Raw genomic sequence first — 24,347 nt, 5'->3', positions numbered from 1 at the left:
TCACACCTCCAGCAGCGTCTTGCCCACGGTGGCGCGCGACTCGATCGCCGCGTGCGCGTCGGCGGCACGCTCCAGCGGGAACCGCCGGCCGATCACCGGACGCAGCCGTCCCGCCCGCGCCTCGTTCAGCGCGCTCTCGGTGGCCGCGCGCAGTTCCTCCGGCGTGGGCTCCGGCTGGACGAGGGCGACCCCGCGTTCCCGGGCCCTCTCCTCGGGGACGCCCGCCCACTCGCCGCTCGCGAGCCCGAAGCTGACCATCCGGCCGCCGCGCCGCAGCAGCTCGAACGCGGCCCGGCCGATGTCGCCGCCGACCCCGTCGAACACCACGTCCACCGGTCCCGCCGCCCGCGTCCACCCCGGCCGCGTGTAGTCGACCACCACGTCGGCTCCCACGTCCCGTGCGACCGCGCCCTTGCGGTCACCGCCCGCCGCCGCCACGACCTCGGCGCCGGCGGCCTTGGCGAGCTGGACGAGCAGGGTCCCCACTCCCCCGGCCGCCGCCTCCACCAGGACCCGTTCACCGGCCCCGGGCGACGCCGCGCCCATCATCAGCGTGGCCGTGCGGCCATCGGCCAGCAGAGCGACCGCGTCGTCCATGGCGAGCCCTTCGGGGACCACGAACAGACCCGCCGCGTCCACGGCGGCCAGCTCGGCGTACCCGCCCGACCCGCCCGTGCCGCTCACCACCCGGGCGCCGAGCAGGCCGGGATCGACGCCGTCCCCGAGGGCCGCGACCACACCGCCGACCCCGTTCCCCGGGATCAGCGGCGGCTCCCCCTTGAACGGTCCCGGGACATTCCCGGCCCTGAACTGCGTCTCCACGAACGTCACGTTGGCGAACTCCACCTCGACGAGGACCTGTCCGGCCCCCGGCACGGGATCCGGCGCGTCCCCCGCGACGAGGACGCCGGGTCCGCCGAACTCCTTCAACCACACCGCACGCATCGCACTCCCCTCTCCTCGGCGCCCACCCTGCAACCTCGATCGAAGTCGAGGTCAAGTACCGTCACGCCATGACGATCGCCCGGTCCCTGCTGCTCTTCGCCCTCGCGGCGCTCGCCGAGATCGGCGGTGCCTGGCTGGTCTGGCAAGGCGTCCGTGAACACCGCGGCGTCGCCTGGATCGGCGCGGGCGTCGTGGCGCTCGGCCTGTACGGCTTCGCCGCCACCCTCCAGCCGGACGCCCATTTCGGCCGCATCCTCGCCGCCTACGGAGGGGTCTTCGTCGGCGGCTCCCTGCTGTGGGGCATGGTCATGGACGGCTACCGGCCCGACCGCTACGACGTCATCGGCGTCACCCTGTGCCTGCTGGGCGTGGCCGTCATCATGTACGCCCCCAGAACCTGACGTTCGGCGAGCCCCTCCCGCCCCAGCTTTCCGCAACGAATCCCTTTTCTCGCTTCAAGCTCCTCTGTAAGCTTTCGCGCGTACTCCGCCTCGTTATCGCGACTGGACCATCAGGGATGGCGATGCACGCCCGGTTGGTACGTTCCTCCTCCTACGGGCGTCCCTGCCTACGACCCGTCCTCCTTTTGGGCGTACTCGTCCTGTCCCTCGTCCTGTCCCTGGCGGCCTGCGGCGGCGGCACGTCATCGGGCACCTTTCAGCCCAACGGCTCGCTGGCGGGCAACACCCCGCCCGTCTCCGCCCCGGACGCGCAGGCGCCCTCGGCCCTTCCCACGGCGCAGGTGAACAAGACCGTCCTGGCCCGCTACGCCGAGTTCAGGAGGGTCTACAGCCAGGCGTACAGAAGCAACGACCCCGCCCGGCTCGCCGCGGTGGCCGTGGACCCGATCCTCGCCGAGACCACGCGCTCCATCGAGAGCTTCCAGGCCAAGAACGAGGTCTGGCGCTTCACCACCGTCTCCAACGCCCGGATCTACGGCCGTTCACGTGACGGCCTCACCGTCTACGTCATCGACTGCCTGCGCACCCTGGGCGCCTACCGCTACTCGTTGAGGACGGGGAAGCGGATCGGAACCATCCCCGAAGAGTCCTCCCTGCACCGGACGGCGGTCCGCTACGTCCAGGGCACCTGGAAGGTCTCCGACTCCGTACGGGACAAGCGATGCTGACACTGCGCACCACCCCACGCCGTACCACCCCGCGCCGTGCCGCCCGCACAACCGCCGTCACGGTGGGCGCCATGGCGACCGTACTGATCGGCGTGCCCTCGGCGCACGGCGCACCCCCGGTCTGCAACAGTCCCGGCTTCCTCTGCGGCGAGATCACGTCCCCTGGAGGCTCTTCGGGCGGTCGTGCCCCGTCAGGTGGTGGCGGCGGCACCACGGTTCCGCCGCCCGACCCCGACGTCACCAACAACTTCCAGGATCTCGGCCCGGCCGCGCCCGCGACCGAGGACCTGGCCCAGCGGGTCAGGAACCTGGCGCCCTTCCCCGCCGTCACGGTGCACACCTCACCGGCCGACCGGACCTACGTCCGGGTGCGCACCGGCCTCTGGGTGGACGGCTTCCAGACCGTGCGGACGCAGCCGATCACCCTGGCGGGCCAGACCGTGCAGGTGACGGCCCAGCCGAAGTCGGTCACCTGGAACCTGGGCGAGACCAGCATCACCTGCACCGGTCCGGGCAGGCCGAACGACACCTCGTGCAGCCACACCTACCAGCGCTCGTCCGCGCGACAGCCGGGCGGGGCCTACCGCGTCAGCGCCGTCATCACCTGGACCGTCGCCTGGACCTGCGCGGGCGCCGCCTGCGACGACGCGGCGGGAACCCTCCCCGACGAGGAGATCCCCTCGGTGCCGGTCCCCTTGGTCGTGGACGAGATCCAGGCCAACACCCGCCCCTGAACCGGCGTCCGGCGCCGGTCTAGCGTTCGGCGGCCAGCCCCACGCCCAGGGTGATGAAGATGCCGCCGGTGGCGGCGTCCAGGCGGCGGCGGACGGTCGTGCGGCGGCGGAGCCAGGTGCCGATCCGGCCGGCCAGGACGCCGACCGTCCCGTCGACCACGAACTCCAGCGCGATGAGGATCGCGCCGAGGATCGCGAACTGCAACCAGACGTGCCCCAGGGCGGGGTCGATGAACTGTGGCAGGAACGCGATGGTGAAGGTGACCATCTTGGGGTTCAGGAGGTTGGTCACCAGGCCGTTGACGTAGGCGCGGCGGCCCGGCATGCCGGTGCCGGACGCGGGGTCGTCCTGGTCGCGGCCGCGGTTGCGGATGGCCTGGACGCCCAGATAGATCAGGTACGCGGCGCCGGCCACGCGGACCACCGTGAAGGCGTACGGGACGGCCGCGAAGAGGGCCGCCAGGCCCGCCGCCGCGACGGCTATGTGGACGGCCTCGCTCGTCGCGACGCCGGCGGTGGCGAGCAGACCGGCGCGGGCGCCCCCGCGGATACCGCAGCCGAGGACGAACATCATGTCCGGCCCCGGGGTGACCATGGCGACGATGGTGGCCACCGTGAAGACCGCGAGAAGTCCCTGATCGACCGGCATACCGGAAGTGTGTCACAAGGCCGACGCGACGACGCGCTCGCACAGGCGGTGGGTCTCCAGGGCGTCGGCCGCGGACGGGTGCTCGCCGGTGCGGACGCGGTCGAGGAAGGTCAACGTGATCTGCTCGATGCCGCGCTGGTGCTGTACGGGGGTCCAGTCGCCGCGGCGGCGCCGCAGGGTGCCGCCCTGGTCGCCGCGGTGGTCCACGACGTCGCCCAGGTCGTGCACCACGCGTTTGGTGTCGCGCCCCATGACCTCCAGGATCTCCTCGGTCGAGCCGTTCGAGCGGTTCATGACGCCGATCGCGGTGAAGCCGTCCCCGGAGAGGGTCAGGACGATGTGGTGCAGCGTGCCGTCCACGACGCGGGTGCGGACGTCGGTGTGCGTGACCTCGCCGGGGACGAGGAAACGCAGCGTGTCGACGACGTGGATGAAGTCGTCGAAGACGACGGGGCGCGGCGCGGCGGGCAGGTGGAAGCGGTTCTTCTGCAGGACGATCAGGTCGCGCGGGTGGTTGAGCAGGGCACGGTAGCCGGGGGCGTAGCGGCGGTTGAAGCCGGCCATCAGGCCGGCGCCCGTCCGTTCCGCCAGCTCGACCAGGTGGGTCGCGTCGGCGAGGTTGTCCGCCAGGGGCTTGTCGACGTAGGTGGGGACGCCCGCGCCGAGAAGGCGCTCGGCGATGGCCCGGTGGTCGGCGGTGGGGGCGTGGACGAACGCGGCATCCGGTTCCTGGGCGAGGAGGTCGTCGAGGGTGGCGTGGCGGTGCGGGATGCGGTAGGCGTCACCGACCCGATCCAGGGTCGCGGGTGTACGGGTGTGGAGGTGGAGTTCCAGGCCGGGCTGGGCGGTGAGGACCGGCAGGTACGCCTTGCGCGCGATGTCGCCGAGCCCGATCACGCCGACTTTGAGCGTCATGAGCCCGAACGTTACGGCAGTCGCGTCCTCAGCAGCGCGGGTCGTGCATGCCGTAGAGGGCCCGGCGGCCGGGATGCTCCGCGATGGTCCACATCCGGTGCTGACCTCTCCAGCAGGACAGGTCTTCGGGCCCGAAGGAGATGGCCGTGCGCCGGACGTCCTTGAAGCCGTTCGACCACCGCGCCCGGAGAAGCTCGCCCACGTTCATGTTCTGGCCCGGCGGGTACGGCCTCTCGTCCCCGGGGACGTTGCGCGTGAACCACCACATGCCGTTCGCGGTGGCGCCGCCTTGGATCTGGGACGCGGGAAGCCTCATCACGGAGGTCGGGACGGCGTGGCCCCGGCCGTCGGTCACCAGGTCGCCCGAGGCCGGCGCGGAGTGGCCGTTGAGTCCCGAGCCCGGGGCGGTCAGGGGGAACTGCGCCACTCGGCCACGGTCGTCCTGGCACCACTCCCCTGTCACAAGGGTGTCCTGGCCGGTGCGGTTGATGGACAGCCACGAGTGGTTGGGCGTGCCCTCGGACGTGCACGGCTCGCCGGACTGCTTGTTCGGTACGTAGGAGAGCACCTGGGGCATCACGTAGCGGTACCCGTACGCGTGGTAGGTGTCGTCGTGCAGGCCGATCAGGTCGCGCCGCGCCGTGGAGCCGTTCTCGCCCAGGTCGAAGATGCGGCGCATGTCGAAGACGCGCAGCCCGCTGCCGGTGTCGGCGACGTAGAGCCGGTCGCCGTACCAGGCGAGCCCGCCGGCGTGGATGCCGGTGTCGGTGGCGCGGGTTCCGATCGGTTCGTAGGTGGTCCTGCCCTGCGCGTTGCGGTACGGCCAGACCAGCAGGACGTGCCGGTAGGTCCCGGTCCTGGTGTTGACGAAGGTCAGGCGGGCGCTCTTGTCGACGCCCCGCCGGTTCTCGTCGTACCAGCTCACCAGGAGGGGCCGTTCGGCGCCCCATCTCTCGTCCGCCCGCGCGTCGGAGACGCCCGTGATGCCCTGCGGATACCACTCCGTGCTGCGGTCGTCGGCGGCGTTGAAGCAGAACACCTTCGCTCCCGCGGGCACCCGCGCGTCACGGCCGCAGGATCCGTTCCACTTGCCCTTGAGGCCGCCCCGCGGGTTGAGGACGGCGCGGACGGTGGTGAGCGTGAGGCTCTTGGTCATGCCGTCGAGCGCGCCGGTGTCGAGCTCGTCGCCGACCTTGAGCGTGTAGGCGTCCTTGGAGGGGGCGACGTTGGCCGTGGCGGCGACCCGCTGGGAGTAGTCGGGGACGAAGCAGGCGAAGGTCGCGACACCGGCGGCCACCGCCACGAGCGGCGCCGCCAGGGCGAGGAGTCGCCTGCCCTTCATCTGATCACCTCCTGCGGCGATCAGGGAAACTAACATCTCCGGACTTTTCGTCCAATATCACGCTTTGCAGCGTGACGGTCGCACCAGGAGATCTTCCGAAGGTCAGCCGACGCTTACGATCCCCGCCGGACGGCGGTCGCCGCCCAGAAAGTGGGATAACGATTCGATAGCGCCGGTAAACCGAATGCCGTCCAACGCGATGCTGCCGCCGGCGCGCCGCCTCACCCGCGCGACCGTCAGGGCTCCAGGAGGGAACGGCGGGCGGTGACGATCCCGTCCTCGTCGCTGTACAGATGATCGCCGGGACGGAACTCCACGCCGCCGAAGGTCACCGGGACGCCGACCTCGCCCGTCCCGTCCTTGGAGCTCTTGCGCGGGTTGGAGCCCAGCGCCTTGATGCCCAGGTCCAGGGCGCGCAGGGCGGCCACGTCCCGTACCGCGCCGTTGATCACGACCCCGGCCCAGCCGTTGCCGACCGCCGACGCGGCGATCAGGTCGCCCACCAGCGCCGAGCCCAGCGAGCCCGCCCCGTCCACCACCAGGACGCGACCCTCGCCCGGCTCGCTGAGCACCTGTTTGACCAGGGCGTTGTCGCGGTGGCAGCGCACGGTCGCGATCGGCCCGGCGAACGCGGCGCGGCCTCCGTAGTCGCGGAACTGCGTCTCGCAGCTTTGCAGCTCGTCCCCGAAGTCGTCGATGAGATCGGCGGTCGCGAAGTCCATGCGCCGCAGCCTACTGGGAGGTAACAGGCCGGTCCGGGACGGCCCGTGCGCTTCCGGCCGGAGGCCGCGCGGGAGATGGTATTTTCGGGGCGCCATGCAGCCCCCCAGCCGCCACGGCCTGCCGTTCACACCGCTCGGGCCCGGAGATCCCCAACTGATCGGCGGCTATCGCACGCTCGCCCGGCTCGGCTCCGGACGGCTCGGCCCGGTGTACCTGGCCACGACGCAGAGCGGGCGGCGGCTGGCCATCAAGACCACCGGTCCCGAGCTCGCCGCCGACAAGGCGTTCCGGCGGCGCCTCAAGAGCCAGATCGCCGCGGCGCAGCGCGTGCGCGGCCGGTTCCTGGCGGCGGTCGTGGACGGGCACGCGGAGGGCACGTCCCCCTGGCTGGCCACCGAGTACGTGCCCGGCCCGAGCCTGGCGCGCGCCGTGGAGGAGGCCGGCCCGCTGCCCGTCCCGGCCGTCCGGGCCCTGCTCGGCGCGGTCGCCGAGGCGTTGCAGGCCATCCACGACGCCGACCTCGTACATGGCCGCTTGGGGCCGTCCAACGTGCTGCTGGCCGAGGACGGGCCGCGCGTGACCGACCACGGCTCGGCCGTGGACGAGGCGGGCCCGGCGCAGGACGTGCTCGACCTCGGCCTGCTGGCGCTGTTCGCCGCCACCGGCCAGACCCCGTCCGGCGAGGAGCCGCCCGGCCTCGGCGGCTGCCCCGAGGAACTGCGCGAGCCGATCGCGCGCTGCCTGGCGGCCGACCCGTCCGAGCGTCCCGAGCTCCGCGCGCTCGCCGCCGACCTGGAAGGGGACCGGCCCGGCCCCGGCTGGCTCCCGCCCGGCGTCGCCGCGCTGCTGCCCGCCTACCAGGGCGACCCGCCCCGCCCCCACGCCGCTCCGCTGCCCACGCCGAGGCCCTCCTTCGAGCCGCCGCTCGACCCCTCACCGGCGGGCGCCGCGCCTTCGGGAGGCGGAGCGGCGGTGACCGCCATGGACGCGCCGGCGCAGGCGGCGCGCGAGCAGGCCCCGCGGCCCAACTTCGCCCTGCCGCTGGAGACGCCGGCGACCGTTCCCGGCGTGATGGCGGGGCACGTGCCGCCGGTCATGGACAGCTACCGGCACGACCTGGCCATCGCGCTCGGCATCGGCGCGGGAGCGTTCGGCCTTCTCGTCCTGATCCTGCTGCTGGTGTTCCTGCTCTAGGCCCCGACGGCGCCGGGCGTGGCGGAGGGCCCGTCCGCGGGGGTGTCGATGGGACGGCCGATCAGCCGGGACAGCACGATCGCGGTCTTGGTCGCGGTGATGTTGTCCTCCCTCCGCAACCGCTCCAGCGCCTGCTCCAGATGCTGGATGTCGCGGACCCGCACGTGCACCAGGGCGCTGGCGTCGCCACTGACGGTGTACGCGGCGACCACCTCGGGATGCTTGCGGATGCTGGAGTAGATCTCCTCGGGGGACGTCGCCCCGGTGCAGAAGATCTCGATGAACGCCTCGGTCGTCCAGCCCAGCGCGGCCGGGTCGACCACCGCCGCGAAGCCGGTGATCACGCCGTCGGCGCGCAGCCGGTCCACACGCCGCTTCACCGCCGGGGCCGACAGCCCCACCCGCTCCCCGACCTGCGCGTACGACGCGCGGCCATGTTCGAGGAGCTGCGCAACGATTCGCCGGTCCAGATCGTCAAGACGCAATGAATCGTCCCCTCCCAGTCACCATCGCCTACTCGTGACCCCCTCACTTCCGAACATACGCTGTTTTACGGAACCCGGGACCGCTCCGGCCCGGCGACCGCCCAGTTCATGATCAAGGGGGAGGAGCACCGTGAGCCCGACCGACCGGCTGAGGGCCATGTCCGAGCGGCACAGCGCGCACAACTACCACCCGCTCCCGATCGTGATCGCCGAGGCCGAGGGCGCCTGGGTGACCGATGTCGAGGGCAGGCGCTACCTGGACATGCTGGCCGCCTATTCCGCGGTCAACTTCGGCCACCACAACCCGCGGCTGCTGGAGGCGGCGCGCCGCCAGCTCGACCGGGTCACGCTCGTCAGCCGGGCCTTCGACCACGACCAGTTCGGGCCGTTCACCGCCGAGCTGGCGGCGCTGTGCGGCAAGGACATGGTGCTGCCGATGAACAGCGGCGCCGAGGCCGTCGAGACGGCGCTCAAGACCGCCCGCAAGTGGGGCTACGAGGTGAAGGGCGTCCCGGCCGGGCGCGCGAACATCATCACCTTCGAGGGCAACTTCCACGGCCGCACCACCACGATCGTCAGCTTCTCCACCGACCCGGACGCCAAGGACTCCTACGGCCCGTACACGCCCGGGTTCCGCACCGTCCCGTACGGCGACGTCCAGGCCCTGCGGGACGCGATGGACGACGACACGGTCGGGGTGCTGATCGAGCCGATCCAGGGCGAGGCCGGGGTGAACGTGCCGCCCAGCGGGTTCCTGACCGCGGTGCGGGAGCTGTGCGCGGAACGCGGCGTGCTGATGCTGGCCGACGAGATCCAGTCGGGCCTGGGACGTACCGGCACCACCTTCGCGGTGGAGCACGAGGGCGTCGTCCCCGACGTGTACATCCTCGGCAAGGCGCTGGGCGGCGGCATCATGCCGGTGTCGGCGGTGGTCGCCGACCGTGAGATCCTCGGGGTGTTCAAGCCGGGCCAGCACGGCTCCACGTTCGGTGGCAACCCGCTGGCCTGCGCGATCGGACGCGAGGTCGTGGCGATGCTGCGCACCGGTGAGTTCCAGGAGCGCTCCCGCACGCTGGGCGAGCACCTGCACCGGCGGCTCGGCGACCTGCCGTCCGACCTGGTCAGGCAGGTGCGCGGGCGCGGGCTGTGGGCCGGGGTCGAGCTGCACCAGAAGGCGCGGCCGGTGAGCGAACGGCTGATGGAGCTGGGCGTCCTGGCCAAGGAGACCCAGGACACCACGATCCGGCTGGCCCCGCCGCTGGTGATCGACAAGGCCGATCTGGACTGGGCCCTGGACCGCCTGGAGATCGCGCTCAAGGGCTGAGCGGGCCGATCCGCGCCCCGGGTCCGAGGTTCGGGCCCGGGGTTGGCCTCTGCGGTCCAATCGGATTAGTCTAAGTGGACTAATCCGATTGGATGCACTATGTCCCGACCACTGACCCCCGTCGCCCTCACCGTGCTCCGCATGCTGAGCGACGGCCCCATGCACCCGTACGAGATGCAGCAGCGGATCCGGCAGCACGCCTACGACCGGTCCGTGAAGATCACGCATGGCTCGCTGTACCACTCGGTGGAACGGCTGGCCCAGGGCTGCCTGATCGAGCCGGTGGAGACCGCCCGCTCCGGCAAGCGGCCCGAGCGCACCGTGTACGCCATCACCGACCAGGGGCGCGAGGTCGCCCAGCAGCGCATGGCCGAGCTGCTGGCCGAACCCGCCGAGGAGTTCCCCCTGCTCGGAACCGCGCTGGCGTTCATCGACCTGCTGCCCGAGGACGAGGCGGCCCGCCAGCTGCGGCGCCGCGAGATGACGCTGGAGGCGTCCCTCGCCGCGGAAGAGGCGGTGTACGAGGCACTGCGCAAGCGCGGCCTCGAACGCTACAAGCTGATCGACCATGAGCTGTTCATCACGCGGAAGAGGGCCGAGCTCGACCTGGTGCGGGAGCTGGTGGAGGACCTGGAGTCGGGACGCCTCACCTTCAACGACAAGGAAGCTTCATGACGCGATGGCGTGGCAATCCGTGGGCGATTCTGCTCACGCTCTCCCTCGGGTTCTTCATGACCCTGCTCGACCTCACCATCGTGAACATCGCGATACCGGGCATCATGGAGGGCCTCGGCGCCTCGCTCGACCAGGCGCTGTGGGTCGTGAACGCCTACGTGCTGGTGCTGGCCGTGCTGCTGATCACCGGCGGCAGGCTGGGCGACCTGGCGGGCCGGCGCAACCTGTTCATCGCGGGCGTGGCGCTGTTCACCCTGGCCAGCCTGGCCTGCGGGATCGCCCAGGACCCGACGCAGCTGATCGCCGCCAGGGCGATGCAGGGGCTGGGCGCGGCGCTGCTGATGCCGCAGACCATGTCGATCATCATCGACACCTTCCCCGCCGACCGGCGCGGGGCGGCCCTCGGGATCTGGGGCGCGGTCGCCGGGCTGTCCACGATCGCCGGGCCCACCCTGGGCGGGCTGCTGGTGACCAGCCTGGACTGGCGGTGGATCTTCATCGTCAACCTGCCGATCGGCGTGCTGGTGCTGGTCATGGCCGTGGCGGTGCTGCCCGCGCACACCCGTACCGTCCGACACCGTTTCGACGTCACCGGTGTGCTGCTGGCCTCCGCCTCGCTGTTCTGCCTGACCTTCGCGCTCACCGAGGGCCAGAAGCACGACTGGGGCACCGGGATCAAGGTCCTGTTCGGCGCCGCCGCCGTGCTGCTGGCGGCCTTCCTGCTGCACCAGCGGTCCCGCCAGTCGGCCGAGCCGCTGGTCCCGTTCGCGCTGTTCCGCGACCGTAACTTCGCGATCCTCAGCCTGGTCGGCGCCGCCGTCTCGATCGGCATGGTCGGGCTGTTCCTGCCGCTCACCATCTACCTGCAGTCGGTGCTGGGACACAGCGCGCTGGAGGCCGGGCTGATCCTGGCGCCGTCCTCGGTGGTGTCGATGGTGCTGGCCCCGATGGCCGGACGCCTCTCCGACCGGATCGGCGGCCGGTTCATCCTGATGTTCGGGCTGGTGCTGTACGCGCTCGGCATGCTCTGGCTGGCCCTCAGCGCCAAGGTGGACTCGTCCTGGACCGCCTTCATGGGGCCGGTCGTGCTGATGGGGGTCGGGATCGGCGGGGTGTTCGCGCCGATGGCCACCGAGGCGATGCGGTACGTCCCGCCCCGGCTGGCCGGCGCGGCGTCCGGAGTGAACAACACCGTCCGCCAGGTCGGCTCGGTCCTCGGCAGCGCGGTCGTCGGCGCCGTCCTGCAGAACCGGCTCGCGGTCGCGCTGCACGACGAGGCCGTGACACGGGCCTCCGCGCTGCCGCCGGACCTGCGCTCCGGGTTCGTGGACGGCTTCGCGGGCGCGGCCAAGGGCGGCCTGGAGGTCCACGCGGGCCAGGCCGAGGGCCCGCGGCTGCCCCCGGGCGTGCCCGCCGACGTCGCGCACCGCGCCCAGGAACTCGCGGGGCAGGTGTTCGCGCACGGGTTCGTCGACGCGCTCAAGCCGACGATGGTGGTGCCGGTCGCGGTCAGCCTGCTGGGCGCCGCGGCTTGCGTGGGAGTGCGCCGCTACCGCGTCCGGCCGTCCGTCCCGGCCGACGGGCACGACGGGCACGACGGGCACGGCGCCGTCAAGGACGCACCGGTCGACGAGGACGACAAGCCGATCCGCCGATGACCGCCCGCCTCCGTCCCCCGGGACTACTTCCGGGGGACGGAGGCGCCGCGGGTGAGCCAGCTCCCCGGTGCGCGGGTGGAGGGCACCAGCGCCACCGCGGCCACACCGGACACCAGGCCACCGATGATGAACAGGTAGCCGGTCGCCGTCCCGGGGACGATCAGGTCGCCCTCGCCTCGCTCCACCGAAAGGATGAACGCCACGTCCGCCCAGATGAAGACCGGCAGCGCGGCGGCCAGGCGGGTGCCCATGGCCCAGCCCGCCAGCCGCGGCACCACGAAGTTCACCGCGATCAGCACGATCGCCCCGGCCGGCACCGAACCGGCCCACCAGCCCTGCGCGAACGACCCGATCAGCCCGAGGATCCCGCCCAGCAGCCCCAGCGCCATGTAGGCCGCGCCCGTGACGAACGCGTCCCTGGCAGGGTCGGTCCCACCGACGTCCCCCGCGTACGGGAACGCCGCCGAGGCACCGGACGGCGCGGAGAGCGCCTGCCCGGCGGCGGCGCCGTCCTCGGGGTCGCCCGACGCGTGAGCGGGCACGGGCTGGTCCATGTTCACGCCCGCCAGCGTAGCGATCAGTCCGTCGGCCCGGACGCGCCGGGCGGCTCGGCGAACAGGTCGGTCTCCCGTCCGCCCGCGGGGGCCGGGCCTCGCTCACCGGCGAGCAGGATGTAGTACTCGGTGCCGAACGCCTGCTGGCCCAGGTTGTTGGACAGCGCGAAGAACGGGCCCACCTCGTCGGGCGCCACCGTGATCTGGGTGGCGTGGGCGCGCAGCGCGGCGATCTTGGCGGGGAGGTGGTTGCGGGCGTCCACCACGGTGGTGACCTTCCCGTCCGGGACTCCGGAGCCGAGCTCGTCCAGGCTCGCCACCCGCCCGAACGGCAGCCGCGCCTCCCGCATCACCGCGATGGCCCGTGCCAGGACGGTGCGCGGCGTGGCGTAGGCGTAGAACTTGGCGGCCCGCCACGGCTCGCCGCCATCCTCGTGGGACGGGTCGGCGGCCAGCTCGAACGCCCGCCAGGTGACCCGGTGGGCCTGGATGTGGTCGGGATGGCCGTAGTTGCCGCGCTCGTCGTAGGTGACGATGACCTGCGGGCGCACCTCCCGGATGACCTTGACCAGTTCGGCGGCGGCCTCGTCCACGTCGGCCCGCCAGAAGCAGCGGGGGTCGTCGTTGCTGGGGGCGCCCATCATCCCCGAGTCCCGCCACCGGCCGGGGCCGCCCAGGTAGCGGTGGTCGGTGACGCCCAGCGCGGCGCACGCCTCGGCCAGCTCGCCGATGCGGTACTCGCCCAGCCGGTCCTCCTTGTCGGAGGCCAGGTGGCGCAGCTCCTCGGGGATGACCTCGCCCTCCTCGCCCAGCGTGCAGGTGACGAGGCAGACATGGGCGCCCTCGGCCGCGTACTTGGCCATCGTGGCCCCGGTTCCGATGGACTCGTCGTCCGGATGGGCGTGGACGAACAGGATCCGCGGCTCCTTCATAGGACACGAGCCTACTCAGGACAAGGGCGCGCAAGGAAAACCGGGCCGGGCGCTCCACGCCCGGCCGGGCTCAGTTGTCCCCAGGGTCGCCGGGGCCACCGGGGCCGGGGTTGCCGCCTCCACCGCCGCCGTCGCCGCCGCCGGTGGGCGTGGTCTCCGGGGGCGTGGTCGGGGTCGTGGGCGGCGTGGTCGGCTCCTCGATCGTCGGCTGCGTGGTCGGCGTGTCCGGCGGACGGGTCCTGGTGCGGGTGCGGGTGGGCTCCGTCGTGGGCTCCTCCTCGGTGGTCTCCTCGTCGGACGGCGAGTCGGAGACCGACGCCGACACGGTCGGCGAGGGATCGGCGGACGGGTCGTCGTCACCGCTGTTGGCCAGCAGCAGGCCGACCACCAGGGCCAGGGCGAGGATCGCGCCGATCCCCGCCACGACCGGCCAGCGCGACTTCTGCTCGGGCTCCCAGTCACCCCGGTAGGGGCCGCGCTGCGGCGGCGGGTAGGGGCCGCGTCTCGGCCCGTACCCGGCCGGCGCCGGCGCCCCGACCGGCGGCAGCATCGCGCGGGTGCGGTCGCCGACGGGAAGGGTGGCGTTCGGCGCGCCGGCGGCGCGGTTCGCGCCCTCCGCCAGCACCGTGGTGGCCTGGGCCGGGTCGTCCATCCGGGTCTGGGCGGCCGGGCCCGCGCCGATCAGCGTCATCATCAGCCGCTGCGCGGTGGGCCGCCGCTCGGGCTCCTTGACCAGGCAGGACGCGATCAGCCTGTGCAGGTCGGGCGGCAGGCCCTCCAGCATCGGCGGCTCGTGCATCACCCGGTTGATCACCGCGACCACGGTGTCGTCGCCGAACGGCGGCCGCCCGGTCGCGGCGAACACCATCGTGGTCGCCCACGCCCACACGTCCACGGCCTCGGTGAGGGTGGCCCCGGCGACCTGCTCGGGCGCCATGTACGAGGGGGTGCCGATCGCCTTGGTGGCGGCGGTCTGGCCCGCGTCCAGCGCCCGCGCGATGCCGAAGTCGATCACGCGCGGCCCGTCCTGGGCCATGATCACGTTGTGCGGCTTGAAGTCGCGGTGCACGATGCCGGCCTGGTGGATGGCCGTCAGCGCGGTCAGGGTGCCGATGCCCAGCCGCTCCAGCGCCGCCCCGGAGATCGGACCCTGCTCGGTGACGAACCTGTGCAGCGAGGGGCCCGGCACGTACTCGCTGGCGATGTACGGCTGGTCGCCCGCGACGTCGGCCTCCAGCACCTGCGCGGTGCAGAACCTGGCGACCTGCTTGGCCGCCTGCGCCTCGCGGACGAAGCGGTTGCGGGCGTCGGCGTCCATGGCCAGGTCGGCCCGCAGCAGCTTGATCGCGGCCTGGTTGCCGGAGGCGTCCACACCCAGGTAGACCACGCCCTGCCCGCCCTCGCCAAGCCGTTCGAGCAGTTCGTACGAACCCAGCCGCCGGGGGTCTCCCGGCTGGAGCTCCGGCATGGACAACTCTCCTTCGTGCCGCCGACCGTGCCGACTCGGTGAACCCATGGTCGATGCCGAACCATGATGGGGAGGTACCGAGCTTACGCGAGGCCGCCGCGATCTCCGGTCGCTTCTCGATCGGGCACCCTACAGCCCGTCGCACGGACCGGGGTGGCGTACTGGCAGACTCGTACCTCATGAGCATCGGCTATCCACGGCAGAGCGCCCGCACCCGGCGGTTCACCCTCGGCGTCCCGCGCGCCTTCCAGATCGCCGCGGACGGGTCCTACGTGGCCTTCCTGCGGACCAAGGCCGGCGACGACCCGGTCACCTGCCTGTGGACGCTCGACACCGCGACCGGCGAGGAACGCCTGATAGCGGACCCGGCCGCCCTGAACGTTCCCGGTGAGGAGAATCTGCCTCCGGAGGAACGCGCCCGGCGCGAGCGCGCGCGGGAGTCGGCGGGCGGCATCGTCGGGTACGCCGTGGACCGGGACGTGAGCAAGGCGGTGTTCACCCTCGCCGGGCAGCTCTTCCTGGCCGATCTGCGCGCGGGGACGGTTCGCGCGCTGCCCGCGCGGACGCCGGTGTTCGACCCCAGGCTCGACCCCGCCGGACGCAAGGTGTCCTACGTCTCCGGCCGCACCGTCCATGTCGTGGACGCCGACAGCGCCGACGACCCGGGCATCACGCTGGTGCAGCCGGAGAGCGACCAGGTGTCCTACGGGCTCGCCGAGTTCGTCGCCGCCGAGGAGATGGGCCGGATGCGCGGCCACTGGTGGTCGCCGGACGGCACCTCGCTGGTGGTGGCCCGGGTGGACGAGACCCCGGTGATCCGCTGGACCATCGCCGATCCCGCCAACCCCGACCGCGGCGCGAACGAGGTGGCCTACCCGGCGGCCGGCACGCCGAACGCGATCGTGTCGCTCGCCGTGGCGAAGGCGGACGGCGGCGGGCGGGTCGGGGTCGCCTGGGACCGGGGCGAGTTCCCCTACGTCGTCGCCGTCGTCTGGGACCGGCACGGGCTGCTGGTCGTCGTCCAGTCGCGCGACCAGCGTGCCCAGCGGGTACTGCGGGTGGACCCGTCCAACGGCGAGACGACGCTGCTGCACACCGCGCACGACCCGGTGTGGACGGAGATCGTCCCCGGCGTCCCGGCGCGCACCGGCGACGGCGGCCTGGTCTGGGTCGTGGACGACGCGGAGGCCGACACCCGGCGGATCACCATCGACGGCGCCCCGGTCACGCCGCCCGGCCTGCAAGTGCGCTCGGTGCTGGGCGTGGAGGACGCCAGGATCCTGTTCACCGGCACCGAGGAGCCCACCGAGCTGCACCTGTGGTCCTACGAGGACGGGCGGGTGACCCGGCTGACCGAGGGCCCGGGCATGTTCGGCGGCGCCCGGGCCGGTGAGATCACCGTGGTGACCGGCTCGCCGTTCGACAGCGCCGGGGTGAAGGTCGAGGTCAGGACGCCCTCCGGCGTGCGGGAGATCGCGTCCCTGGCGCAGACCCCGGAGATCACGCCCAAGGTGGAGCTGCTGCGCGCCGGGGAACGGGAGATCCGCACGGCCCTGCTGCTGCCCACGGGCTGGGAGCCCGGCCACGGGCGGCTGCCGGTGCTGATGGACCCGTACGGCGGTCCGCACGCCCAGCGCGTCCTGGCGGTGCGCCGCGCGTACAGCGAGGCGCAGTGGTTCGCCGACCAGGGCTTCGCCGTGGTCATCGCGGACGGCCGGGGCACGCCCTCCCGCGGCCCCGCCTGGGAGCGGGCCGTCCGGGGCGACTTCACGCAGCCGGTCCTGGAGGACCAGGTCACCGCGCTGGAGGAGGCGGCCCGCCGGCGCCCGGACGCGCTCGACCTCGAACGGGTCGGGATCCGCGGCTGGTCGTTCGGCGGCTGGCTGGCGGCGCTGGCGGTGCTGGCCCGCCCGGACGTGTTCCACGCGGCGGTGTCCGGCGCGCCGGTGACCGACTGGCGGCTGTACGACACCCACTACACCGAGCGCTACCTGGGCCACCCCGAGGAGGAGCCGGAGAACTACGCCGCCAACTCCCTCATCGAGCTGGCGGGCAAGCTGAGCCGCCCGCTGATGCTGATCCACGGCCTCGCCGACGACAACGTGGTGGCCGCGCACACCCTGCGGCTCTCCTCGGCCCTGCTGGCGGCGGGACGGCCCCACACCGTGCTGCCCCTGTCGGGCGTGACGCACATGGCCTCGCAGGAGGTCGTCGCCGAGAACCTGCTGATGCTCCAGGTGGACTTCCTCAAGACCCACCTCGGCTGAGCTCGCGGGTCAACGCTGCCAGGAGGACCAGAGGGCGGCGTAGGAGCCGCTCTGGGCGATCAGCTCGTCGTGGGTGCCGAGTTCGGTGATGCGGCCGTCCTCCACCACGGGCCGACCCGCACACCCTGATCCTGGACGAGGCGACCTCGCTCCTCGACCCGCGCGCCGCGCGCAGGCTCGAACGCTCGCTCGCCGCCGTCCTCGACGGGCGGACGGTCGTCGCCATCGCGCACCGCCTGCACACCGCCCACGACGCCGACCGCGTCGCCGGGCCCGCCGTTGGCCTCGCCGCGGGTCACGGTGGCGGCGTAGCGCGGGTCGAGGGCCAGGAGGTCCTGGTGGGTGCCCTCGGCCACGACCGTCCCGTCCTCGACGTAGGCCACATGGTCGGCGCGGTCGAGCATCAGCGGGCTGGTCGTGCACACCACGGTGGTGCGGCCCGCGCGGTGGGCGCCGAGCCGGTCCGCGATCCGCGCCTCGGTGTGCGCGTCGACCGCGCTGGTGGGCTCGACCAGGATCAGCACCTCGGGATCGGCGGCCAGCGCGCGGACCAGGCGGAGGCGCTGCTGCTGGCCGCCGGAGAACTCGCGTCCCGCCTCGGCCACGGGGGCGTCCATGCCGGTCGCGGCGACGATGTCCTTGGCGTTCGCCGCCTCGATCGCCCGTTCCAGCGCGCCGCCGGCCGTCCCGGGGGTGGTGAGGCTCTCGGCGAGGCGCCCGGAGAACAGGCGGTCCTCGTTGACGGCGAGCAGGATCCGCTCGCGGACGTCGGCGAGAGCGGCGAGCGGCGTCCCGCCGTACGTCACGTCCCCTTCGGCGTAGCGGGCCAGGCGGTCGGCGATCGCCTGCGCGTCGCGGGGCTCGGCCGCGGCGATCGCGGTGAAGCGGGCGTGCGCGGTCAGCTCGCCGACCAGCTCGCGATGCCGCTCCTCGCGTTCGCGGTACGGGCGCAGCAGCGGCGCCGCGGCCGCCAGGATCAACGGCACCCCGATCAGGACGACCAGGCCCAGCGGCGGGGACTCGGCCAGCATGATCCCGGCCACCGTCACGATGGCGACGACGGCGCCCGTGCCGCGCGACACGATGTCCATGGCGTCCCCGATATGGGAGACATCGGAGATGCCCACGCGGCGCCCGCCGCCAGGGACACCGCCTGGGCGCGCGAGCCACAGTAGGTAGCGCGCCGGCGACCCGTGGTCGGGCGCGCCAGGATCTTCCACCGGCAGCGGCTTCACGCCCGAAGATGAGGCAGCCGGACGCACCGGACTCGACTGATTTTCCGGTCGTGCGGCGAGTGGGCCGTCGCGAAATCCCGGCGATCATGGGTCGGGGCGGACGGCCTCCATACTGTAGAGTCGAGCAAGCACCGGAGCGATGTTCCTCCGCTCCATGAGCCGGGACCAGCGGCGGCTGCGACCTCGCCGCCACCCCGGCGCGGTCCGGTCTCAGGGCCTTCGCGGACGTTCGCGGCCCTGGGAATGCCCGCCGTTGCCTGTGCCGCCGTCATCGACACTCCGGAAGCCTTGTGAGCACCATCAGCCACTCGCACAGCCAGCCGTCGCCCAGCCGCGGCCCTCGCGCGCCCAAGGCCGCCCAGGGGACGGAGGACGCGATCGAGGTGCTGCTCATCGACGACGACCCGGAGGACGTCCTGCTGGTCGAGCGGATGCTGGCGGAGAGCGGGCTGGAGTTCCAGCTCGTGCTGGCCGACGACCTGGAGGCGGCCAGGCGCACCCTGACCCGGCGCACCCAGTGCGTCATCATCGACCTGTCGGTGCCCGACGACCACGACCCGCTGGAGCAGCTGCGGGAGACGCTGGCGATCGCCGATCGGGCCGCGGTGGTGGTGCTGACCGGCTACCACGACGCCCATCTCGGTGTCCGCGCCGTCGCGGCCGGAGCCGCCGACTATCTGGTCAAGCAGGAGGTGGACGGGCCGCTGCTGGCCCGCGCGATCCGGTACTCGATCGAGCGCAAGCGGGCCGAGGAGACCGAGCGCCGCCTGGTGGAGGCGCGGATCCTGGGACGCGAGAACGCGCGGCTCGAACGCGGGCTGCTGCCCGTCCCGCTGATCGACGACCCCGGCCTGCGGCACCACACCCGGTACCGCCCGGGACGGCGGCGGGCGCTGCTCGGCGGCGACTTCTACGACACGGTGCAGAGCGCGAACGGCGCCGTGCACCTGATGATCGGTGACGTGTGCGGGCACGGTCCCGACGAGGCCGCGCTGGGCGTCCAGTTGCGCATGGCATGGCGGACGCTGGTGCTGGCGGGCCACACAGGGGAGCAACTGCTCGGCACCCTGGACACGGTGCTGGGGCACGAGCGGCGCAGCGAGGAGATCTTCACCACGCTGTGCATGGTGACGATCGCGCCATCGCTGCGTACCGCGCGGCTGCACCTGGCCGGCCATCCCGCGCCGCTGCTGTTCCGCGAGGACGGCGAGGAAAGCGAGGTCGTGGCGCTGCCCGAGTACGCGCACGGCCCCGCGCTCGGCCTGGTGCCGGGGGCGGAGTGGCCGACCACGGAGGTCGAGCTGGGCGAGTCATGGAGCCTGATGCTCTACACCGACGGGCTGATCGAGGGACGGGTCGGCCCCGGCCCCGAGCGGCTGGGCACCGAGGGGCTGGTGGAGCTGGCGCGCTGGGCCCGGCGCCGTGGCCGGTCGGGGCGCGGGCTGATCGACGCGCTCGTCCACAAGGTGGAGGACCTGAACGGCGACGCGCTGACCGACGACCTGGCCGTGCTGCTGCTGTCCCGCGACAGCGCCGCCGATCCCGAGGTGTGAGCTCTCTCACCTCGGTAAACACGACGGACGCCGGAAATGCCGGAATCACCGGCACCATAGCCTGAGGCTATGGAAACCAGTGCTCCGATGACTTGGATCTCTTACCGGGTCCGGTCGTACCGTGCGGGCGTGGCTCTAGCGATACCAGCGATCTACCGCTCCACCGTCGGCAAGAAGGCGGTCATGGCGGTCAGCGGCGGCGTCATGGTGGCGTTCCTGGTCCTCCACATGATCGGGAACCTCAAGATCTTCTACGGTGCGGAGAGCTTCAACCACTACGCGCACTGGCTGCGGACGCTCGGCGAGCCCGCGGTGCCGTACCGCACCATCCTGACGCTGATCGAGATCACGCTGGTCGTCGCGGTCGTCCTGCACATGTGGTCCGCGGTGTCGCTCGCCCGCCGCGCCTCCGCGGCGCGGCCCGTGAGGTACCGGTCGAAGAAGAAGTCCCACGCGCAGGGCTACGCCGCCCGCACCATGCGGTACGGCGGCGTCATCATCGCCGTCTACATCGTCTGGCACCTCCTGGACCTCACCTTCTTCGTGGTGAACCCCAAGGACTCCGGCGCCACCCCCTACGAGCGGATGGTCGCCGACTTCGACCCGTCCCGCTGGTACATCACCGTCTGGTACGTCCTCGCGGTCGTGCTGGTCGGCCTGCACCTGCACCACGGCATCTGGAGCGCGTTCCAGACGCTGGGCCTGCGCACCGCCCGCGCCGAGCGCGCGCTGCGACGCCTCTCCGCGACCGTCGCCGGGGCGGTGACGCTCGGCTTCGTCTCCGTCCCGATCTCCATCACGTTCGGATGGGTGAGCTGACCATGACCGATGTGAACGGCTTCTACACCGTCGGCGAGCCGATCGCCGACACCAAGGCACCGCCCGGTCCCATCGAGGACCGCTGGACCACCCGCAGGTTCGAGGCCAAGCTGGTCAACCCCGCCAACAGGCGCAAGAAGACCGTCATCATCATCGGCACCGGGCTGGCGGGCGGTTCGGCGGGCGCCACGCTCGGCGAGGCCGGGTACCACGTCATCCAGTTCTGCTTCCAGGACAGCCCGCGCCGCGCGCACTCCATCGCCGCGCAGGGCGGCATCAACGCCGCCAAGAACTACCGCAACGACGGCGACAGCGTGCACCGCCTCTTCTACGACACGGTCAAGGGCGGCGACTTCCGCGCCCGCGAGTCCAACGTGCACCGGCTCGCCGAGATCTCCACGCAGATCATCGACCAGTGCGTGGCGCAGGGCGTCCCGTTCGCCCGGGAGTACGGCGGCCTGCTGGACAACCGGTCGTTCGGCGGCACCCAGGTGTCCCGCACCTTCTACGCCCGCGGCCAGACCGGCCAGCAACTGCTGCTGGGCGCGTACCAGGCGCTGATGCGGCAGGTGGACGCGGGCAACGTGGAGCTGTACCCGCGGCACGAGATGCTCGACCTGATCATGCAGGACGGGCGCGCCCGCGGCGTCGTCGTCCGGAACCTGGTCAACGGGGAGATCAAGCACTACACCGCCGACGCGGTGGTGCTGGCGTCCGGCGGCTACGGCAACGTGTACTTCCTGTCCACCAACGCGATGGGCTCGAACGTCACCGCGTCCTGGCGCGCGCACCGGCACGGCGCGTACTTCGCCAACCCCTGCTACACCCAGATCCACCCGACCTGCATCCCGGTGAGCGGCGACCACCAGTCCAAGCTCACGCTGATGTCGGAGTCGCTGCGCAACGACGGCCGGGTGTGGGTGCCCAAGAAGGCGGGCGACACGCGCAGGCCGTCCGACATCCCCGAGGACGAGCGCGACTACTACCTGGAGCGCATCTACCCGTCCTTCGGGAACCTGGTGCCCCGCGACATCGCCTCCCGCGCCGCCAAGAACGTCTGTGACGAGGGACGCGGCGTCGGACCCGGCGGCCTGGGCGTCTACCTGGACTTCGCCGACGCGATCAAGCGGCTGGGCCGGGCCGCCGTCGAGGCCAAGTACGGCAACCTCTTCGAGATGTACGAGCGCATCACGGGCGAGAACCCGTACGAGACGCCGATGCGCATCTACCCCGCCGTCCACTACACGATGGGCGGGCTGTGGGTGGACTACGACCTACAGTCCAACATCCCCGGCCTGTTCGTCATCGGGGAGGCCAACTTCTCCGACCACGGCGCCAACAGGCTCGGCGCCTCCGCGCTGATGCAGGGCCTGGCCGACGGCTACTTCGTCCTGCCCACCGGCCTCGGCGACTACCTCGCGCGCAACGGCGACCTCGGCCCGGTCAGCGACACCGCGATCACCGCCGCCGAGCGGCGCGTCCGCGCCCAGATCGACCGGCTCCTGTCGATCGACGGCGACCGTTCCGTGGACTCCTTCCACCGTGAGCTCGGTCACATCATGTGGGAGTACTGCGGCATGGAACGCACCGAGGAGGGCCTGCGCAAGGCGCTGACGCTGATCCCCGCGCTGCGCGAGGAGTTCTGGACGCGCGTCAAGGTCACCGGCAAGGGCGACGAGCTCAACCAGCAGCTGGAGAAGGCCGGCCGGGTCGCCGACTTCCTGGAGCTGGCCGAGCTGATGGTGATCGACGCCCTGCACCGCGCCGAATCCTGCGGCGGCCACTTCCGCGCCGAGAGCCAGGACGAGGACGGCGAGGCCAAGCGCGACGACGACGCCTTCTCCTACGTCGCCGCCTGGGAGTGGGCCGGGGCCGGGGAGCGGCCCGTCCTGCACAAGGAGCCCCTCGAATTCGAATACGTCAAGCCAAGCCAGAGGTCGTACAAGTAATGCACCTGACACTTCGGATCTGGCGTCAGAGCGGCCCCGACGACAAGGGCGGGATGGTCGACTACGAGCTCGACGGCATCTCCCCCGACGCGTCGTTCCTGGAGATGCTGGACGTCCTCAACGAGAGGCTCATCGCCGAGGGCGAGGAGCCGATCGCGTTCGACCACGACTGCCGCGAAGGCATCTGCGGCATGTGCTCCCTGGTGATCAACGGGACCCCGCACGGGCCCGAGCGCAACACCACCACCTGCCAGCTGTACATGCGCAAGTTCTCCGACGGCGAGACCATCGACATCGAGCCCTGGCGCGCCAAGGCGTTCCCGGTCGTCAAGGACCTGGTCGTGGACCGCTCGGCGTTCGACCGGATCATCAAGTCCGGCGGCTACATCACCGCCCCGACCGGCACCGCCCCCGAGGCGCACTCCACGCCCGTCCCCAAGCCGGACGCCGACAAGGCGTTCGAGGCGGCCGAGTGCATCGGCTGCGGCGCCTGCGTCGCGGCCTGCCCCAACGGCTCGGCCGCCCTGTTCCTCGGCGCGAAGATCACCCACCTGGGCCTGCTGCCCCAGGGCCAGCCGGAACGCTGGGACCGCGTCGTCGACATGCTCGACACCCACGACGCGGAGGGCTTCGGCGGCTGCACCAACACCGGCGAATGCACCGTGGCGTGCCCCAAGGGCATCCCCCTGGACGTCATCGGCCGCCTCAACCACGACTACCTGAAGGCGACGGCCGGAGGCGCGAAGAAGTAGTCAGGACACCGCCTCCACGCCCGCCGGGAGGCTGCCGCCGCGCGCGGCCTCGGCCACGTACGCCTCCAGCGTCTCGCAGAACGCGCGGGAGGCGTGCGTCGGGTCCACGTCCTTACGATGCGCGAGCGCGATCGTCCGCTGCAGCCCGGCGGGCTCGTCCGGCAGGACCAGCGGCGTGCCGCGCAGCCCGGGACGGCCCGCCAGCACCATGCTCGGCACGACCGCGATCCCCAGCCCGGCCTCGACGAACCGCAGCACGGCGTCCATCTCGCCGCCCTCCACCGCGAACCGCGGCTCGAACCCGGCGGCCCGGCACGCCCCGATGGTCGCCTCACGCAGGTCGTACCCGGACCGGAACATCACCAGCGGCCGGTTCCGCAGGTCCTCGATCCGCAGAAAGGAACGCCGCGGCACCTTGCCGGGCTCGACCGGCGAGGCCACCACCAGGTTCTCGCGCAGCACCGGCGTGGTCTCCAGCGGCGGATCCCCGTGCAACGGCAAGATCACCAACGCCAGGTCGAGCAGCCCCCTCGTGAGATCCCGGACCAGATCCCGCGACCCGCCCTCCTCGACGATCAGCCGGATCCCCGGGTAGGCGTCGTGAAAACGCCGCAGCACGTCCCCCAGCAACCCCGCGCACAACGAGGGCGTCGCCCCGAGCCGCACCCGCCCGCGCCTCAACCCGGCCAGCTCCTGCACCTCCAGCCGCGCGGTCTCGACATCGGCCAGGATCCTCTTGGCCAGCGGCAGCAGCGTCTCACCCGCCGGGGTCAGCGTGATGTTCCCCCGAGCCCGGCTGAACAGCGACGCCCCCAGCTCCGCCTCCAGCGCCCTGATCTGCTTGGACAGCGACGGCTGCGCCACATGCAAGATCTCGGCGGCCTGCGTGAAATGCCGGACCTCCGCGACCGCCACGAAGTAAGCGAGCTGCTGCAACTGCACGAGCCACAGCGTACGACCCCAGCGAATCCCCGAACCCAGCCCCACCCCACCCCCGAACAGCACCACCAGAAACATCCGCACCCACCCCAGCCCCCAACCCCAA

Annotated in this window: 22 protein-coding genes and 1 pseudogene; 12 read left to right on the top strand and 11 right to left on the bottom strand. The window is 72.2% G+C overall.

The features are described 5' to 3' along the window. Complete coding sequence (locus ACGWYJ_RS25350; RefSeq protein WP_395108824.1) at positions 1-945, bottom strand: zinc-binding dehydrogenase; 945 nt, start codon at positions 943-945, stop codon at positions 1-3. A gap of 68 nt (positions 946-1,013) precedes the next feature. Between ACGWYJ_RS25350 and ACGWYJ_RS25345 the strand changes: the two genes are divergently transcribed. From ACGWYJ_RS25345 to ACGWYJ_RS25335, 3 genes are all read left to right on the top strand, one after another. Then, the gene (locus tag ACGWYJ_RS25345; protein ID WP_395108823.1) at positions 1,014-1,346 is read left to right on the top strand and encodes a YnfA family protein; all 333 of its coding nucleotides are present in this window, start codon (positions 1,014-1,016) and stop codon (positions 1,344-1,346) included. A 122-nt stretch (positions 1,347-1,468) separates the two neighbouring features. Further along, positions 1,469-2,074 carry a hypothetical protein gene (locus ACGWYJ_RS25340; protein ID WP_395108822.1) on the top strand — a complete coding sequence of 202 codons (606 nt, stop codon included), beginning with the start codon at positions 1,469-1,471 and terminating at the stop codon, positions 2,072-2,074. A gap of 71 nt (positions 2,075-2,145) precedes the next feature. Next, entirely contained in the window at positions 2,146-2,808 is a 663-nt protein-coding gene (locus ACGWYJ_RS25335) for a hypothetical protein (RefSeq protein ID WP_395108821.1), read from the top strand. Positions 2,809-2,827: 19 nt separating this feature from the next. Here the strand turns inward: ACGWYJ_RS25335 and ACGWYJ_RS25330 are convergent, their stop codons facing one another. From ACGWYJ_RS25330 to rraA, 4 genes are all read right to left on the bottom strand, one after another. Beyond that, positions 2,828-3,457, bottom strand: a complete 630-nt coding sequence (locus ACGWYJ_RS25330; RefSeq protein ID WP_395108820.1) for a LysE family translocator — start codon at positions 3,455-3,457, stop codon at positions 2,828-2,830. 12 nt (positions 3,458-3,469) lie between these two features. After that, positions 3,470-4,372 carry a Gfo/Idh/MocA family protein gene (locus ACGWYJ_RS25325; protein ID WP_395108819.1) on the bottom strand — a complete coding sequence of 301 codons (903 nt, stop codon included), beginning with the start codon at positions 4,370-4,372 and terminating at the stop codon, positions 3,470-3,472. A gap of 28 nt (positions 4,373-4,400) precedes the next feature. Next, positions 4,401-5,714, bottom strand: a complete 1,314-nt coding sequence (locus ACGWYJ_RS25320; RefSeq protein ID WP_395108818.1) for a hypothetical protein — start codon at positions 5,712-5,714, stop codon at positions 4,401-4,403. 236 nt (positions 5,715-5,950) lie between these two features. Beyond that, entirely contained in the window at positions 5,951-6,436 is a 486-nt protein-coding gene (gene rraA, locus ACGWYJ_RS25315) for a ribonuclease E activity regulator RraA (RefSeq protein ID WP_395108817.1), read from the bottom strand. A 94-nt stretch (positions 6,437-6,530) separates the two neighbouring features. Between rraA and ACGWYJ_RS25310 the strand changes: the two genes are divergently transcribed. Further along, entirely contained in the window at positions 6,531-7,631 is a 1,101-nt protein-coding gene (locus ACGWYJ_RS25310) for a protein kinase (protein ID WP_395108816.1), read from the top strand. Here ACGWYJ_RS25310 and ACGWYJ_RS25305 read toward each other — a convergent pair. After that, complete coding sequence (locus ACGWYJ_RS25305; protein WP_395108815.1) at positions 7,628-8,116, bottom strand: Lrp/AsnC family transcriptional regulator; 489 nt, start codon at positions 8,114-8,116, stop codon at positions 7,628-7,630. The two genes, ACGWYJ_RS25310 and ACGWYJ_RS25305, sit on opposite strands and share 4 nt — an antisense overlap. Before the next feature lie 157 nt (positions 8,117-8,273). Here ACGWYJ_RS25305 and rocD point away from each other — a divergent pair, with 157 nt between their 5' ends. The 3 genes from rocD to ACGWYJ_RS25290 all read left to right on the top strand — a co-directional run bounded on the left by rocD (position 8,274) and on the right by ACGWYJ_RS25290 (position 11,773). Beyond that, positions 8,274-9,440 (top strand): ornithine--oxo-acid transaminase, encoded by a 1,167-nt coding sequence (gene rocD / locus ACGWYJ_RS25300; protein WP_395108862.1) that lies wholly within the window; start codon positions 8,274-8,276, stop codon positions 9,438-9,440. 99 nt (positions 9,441-9,539) lie between these two features. After that, positions 9,540-10,115 carry a PadR family transcriptional regulator gene (locus ACGWYJ_RS25295; RefSeq protein WP_395108814.1) on the top strand — a complete coding sequence of 192 codons (576 nt, stop codon included), beginning with the start codon at positions 9,540-9,542 and terminating at the stop codon, positions 10,113-10,115. Continuing rightward, the gene (locus tag ACGWYJ_RS25290; protein WP_395108813.1) at positions 10,112-11,773 is read left to right on the top strand and encodes an MFS transporter; all 1,662 of its coding nucleotides are present in this window, start codon (positions 10,112-10,114) and stop codon (positions 11,771-11,773) included. The genes ACGWYJ_RS25295 and ACGWYJ_RS25290 overlap by 4 nt, the downstream gene beginning before the upstream one ends. 23 nt (positions 11,774-11,796) lie before the next feature. Here ACGWYJ_RS25290 and ACGWYJ_RS25285 read toward each other — a convergent pair whose 3' ends face one another. From ACGWYJ_RS25285 to ACGWYJ_RS25275, 3 genes are all read right to left on the bottom strand, one after another. Then, positions 11,797-12,327, bottom strand: coding sequence for a DUF6113 family protein (locus ACGWYJ_RS25285; protein ID WP_395108861.1), 531 nt, complete (start codon positions 12,325-12,327; stop codon positions 11,797-11,799). Between the two features lie 23 nt (positions 12,328-12,350). Further along, positions 12,351-13,259 carry an N-acetyl-1-D-myo-inositol-2-amino-2-deoxy-alpha-D-glucopyranoside deacetylase gene (mshB, locus tag ACGWYJ_RS25280; RefSeq protein ID WP_395108812.1) on the bottom strand — a complete coding sequence of 303 codons (909 nt, stop codon included), beginning with the start codon at positions 13,257-13,259 and terminating at the stop codon, positions 12,351-12,353. Positions 13,260-13,329: 70 nt separating this feature from the next. Further along, positions 13,330-14,727, bottom strand: a complete 1,398-nt coding sequence (locus tag ACGWYJ_RS25275) for a serine/threonine-protein kinase (RefSeq protein ID WP_395108811.1) — start codon at positions 14,725-14,727, stop codon at positions 13,330-13,332. Between the two features lie 179 nt (positions 14,728-14,906). Here ACGWYJ_RS25275 and ACGWYJ_RS25270 point away from each other — a divergent pair, with 179 nt between their 5' ends. Continuing rightward, complete coding sequence (locus tag ACGWYJ_RS25270) at positions 14,907-16,994, top strand: prolyl oligopeptidase family serine peptidase (protein ID WP_395108810.1); 2,088 nt, start codon at positions 14,907-14,909, stop codon at positions 16,992-16,994. Positions 16,995-17,503: 509 nt separating this feature from the next. Here ACGWYJ_RS25270 and ACGWYJ_RS25265 read toward each other — a convergent pair. Further along, a pseudogene (locus tag ACGWYJ_RS25265) lies at positions 17,504-18,025 on the bottom strand (ATP-binding cassette domain-containing protein); the annotation flags it as partial. 494 nt (positions 18,026-18,519) lie between these two features. On the opposite strand from ACGWYJ_RS25265, the gene ACGWYJ_RS25260 reads away from it, so the two are divergent. From ACGWYJ_RS25260 to ACGWYJ_RS25245, 4 genes are all read left to right on the top strand, one after another. Further along, positions 18,520-19,782, top strand: coding sequence for a PP2C family protein-serine/threonine phosphatase (locus tag ACGWYJ_RS25260; protein ID WP_395108809.1), 1,263 nt, complete (start codon positions 18,520-18,522; stop codon positions 19,780-19,782). A gap of 129 nt (positions 19,783-19,911) precedes the next feature. Then, the gene (locus ACGWYJ_RS25255; protein ID WP_395108808.1) at positions 19,912-20,601 is read left to right on the top strand and encodes a succinate dehydrogenase cytochrome b subunit; all 690 of its coding nucleotides are present in this window, start codon (positions 19,912-19,914) and stop codon (positions 20,599-20,601) included. After that, positions 20,589-22,550 carry a fumarate reductase/succinate dehydrogenase flavoprotein subunit gene (locus ACGWYJ_RS25250; protein ID WP_395108807.1) on the top strand — a complete coding sequence of 654 codons (1,962 nt, stop codon included), beginning with the start codon at positions 20,589-20,591 and terminating at the stop codon, positions 22,548-22,550. Before ACGWYJ_RS25255 ends, ACGWYJ_RS25250 begins: the two co-directional genes overlap by 13 nt. Next, positions 22,550-23,302: a succinate dehydrogenase/fumarate reductase iron-sulfur subunit gene (locus ACGWYJ_RS25245; protein WP_395108806.1), complete on the top strand. Its 753-nt coding sequence runs from the start codon at positions 22,550-22,552 to the stop codon at positions 23,300-23,302. The genes ACGWYJ_RS25250 and ACGWYJ_RS25245 overlap by 1 nt, the downstream gene beginning before the upstream one ends. Here the strand turns inward: ACGWYJ_RS25245 and ACGWYJ_RS25240 are convergent, their stop codons facing one another. Further along, a complete protein-coding gene (locus tag ACGWYJ_RS25240; RefSeq protein WP_395108860.1) occupies positions 23,303-24,244 on the bottom strand; it encodes a LysR family transcriptional regulator in 942 nt (313 codons plus the stop codon). It lies immediately after the preceding gene. Positions 24,245-24,347 lie beyond the last annotated feature (103 nt).

Source organism: Actinomadura sp. SCN-SB (assembly GCF_043906805.1).
Taxonomy (GTDB): Bacteria; Actinomycetota; Actinomycetes; order Streptosporangiales; family Streptosporangiaceae; genus Spirillospora.
The sequence above is the reverse complement of the archived record's forward strand: the minus strand, read 5'-3'. Positions and strand labels throughout refer to the sequence as shown.

Bases quoted from the DNA above. Each gene is read 5' to 3' on its own strand.
- ACGWYJ_RS25310 (WP_395108816.1), top strand. From the start codon at position 6,531: ATGCAGCCCCCCAGCCGCCACGGCCTGCCGTTCACACCGCTCGGGCCC.
- ACGWYJ_RS25285 (WP_395108861.1), bottom strand. From the start codon at position 12,327: ATGGACCAGCCCGTGCCCGCTCACGCGTCGGGCGACCCCGAGGACGGC.
- ACGWYJ_RS25245 (WP_395108806.1), top strand. From the start codon at position 22,550: ATGCACCTGACACTTCGGATCTGGCGTCAGAGCGGCCCCGACGACAAG.
- ACGWYJ_RS25320 (WP_395108818.1), bottom strand. From the start codon at position 5,714: ATGAAGGGCAGGCGACTCCTCGCCCTGGCGGCGCCGCTCGTGGCGGTG.
- ACGWYJ_RS25270 (WP_395108810.1), top strand. From the start codon at position 14,907: ATGAGCATCGGCTATCCACGGCAGAGCGCCCGCACCCGGCGGTTCACC.
- ACGWYJ_RS25275 (WP_395108811.1), bottom strand. From the start codon at position 14,727: ATGCCGGAGCTCCAGCCGGGAGACCCCCGGCGGCTGGGTTCGTACGAA.
- ACGWYJ_RS25335 (WP_395108821.1), top strand. From the start codon at position 2,146: ATGGCGACCGTACTGATCGGCGTGCCCTCGGCGCACGGCGCACCCCCG.
- ACGWYJ_RS25290 (WP_395108813.1), top strand. From the start codon at position 10,112: ATGACGCGATGGCGTGGCAATCCGTGGGCGATTCTGCTCACGCTCTCC.
- rraA (WP_395108817.1), bottom strand. From the start codon at position 6,436: ATGGACTTCGCGACCGCCGATCTCATCGACGACTTCGGGGACGAGCTG.
- ACGWYJ_RS25295 (WP_395108814.1), top strand. From the start codon at position 9,540: ATGTCCCGACCACTGACCCCCGTCGCCCTCACCGTGCTCCGCATGCTG.
- ACGWYJ_RS25250 (WP_395108807.1), top strand. From the start codon at position 20,589: ATGGGTGAGCTGACCATGACCGATGTGAACGGCTTCTACACCGTCGGC.
- rocD (WP_395108862.1), top strand. From the start codon at position 8,274: ATGTCCGAGCGGCACAGCGCGCACAACTACCACCCGCTCCCGATCGTG.
- ACGWYJ_RS25345 (WP_395108823.1), top strand. From the start codon at position 1,014: ATGACGATCGCCCGGTCCCTGCTGCTCTTCGCCCTCGCGGCGCTCGCC.
- ACGWYJ_RS25340 (WP_395108822.1), top strand. From the start codon at position 1,469: ATGCACGCCCGGTTGGTACGTTCCTCCTCCTACGGGCGTCCCTGCCTA.
- ACGWYJ_RS25350 (WP_395108824.1), bottom strand. From the start codon at position 945: ATGCGTGCGGTGTGGTTGAAGGAGTTCGGCGGACCCGGCGTCCTCGTC.
- mshB (WP_395108812.1), bottom strand. From the start codon at position 13,259: ATGAAGGAGCCGCGGATCCTGTTCGTCCACGCCCATCCGGACGACGAG.
- ACGWYJ_RS25330 (WP_395108820.1), bottom strand. From the start codon at position 3,457: ATGCCGGTCGATCAGGGACTTCTCGCGGTCTTCACGGTGGCCACCATC.
- ACGWYJ_RS25325 (WP_395108819.1), bottom strand. From the start codon at position 4,372: ATGACGCTCAAAGTCGGCGTGATCGGGCTCGGCGACATCGCGCGCAAG.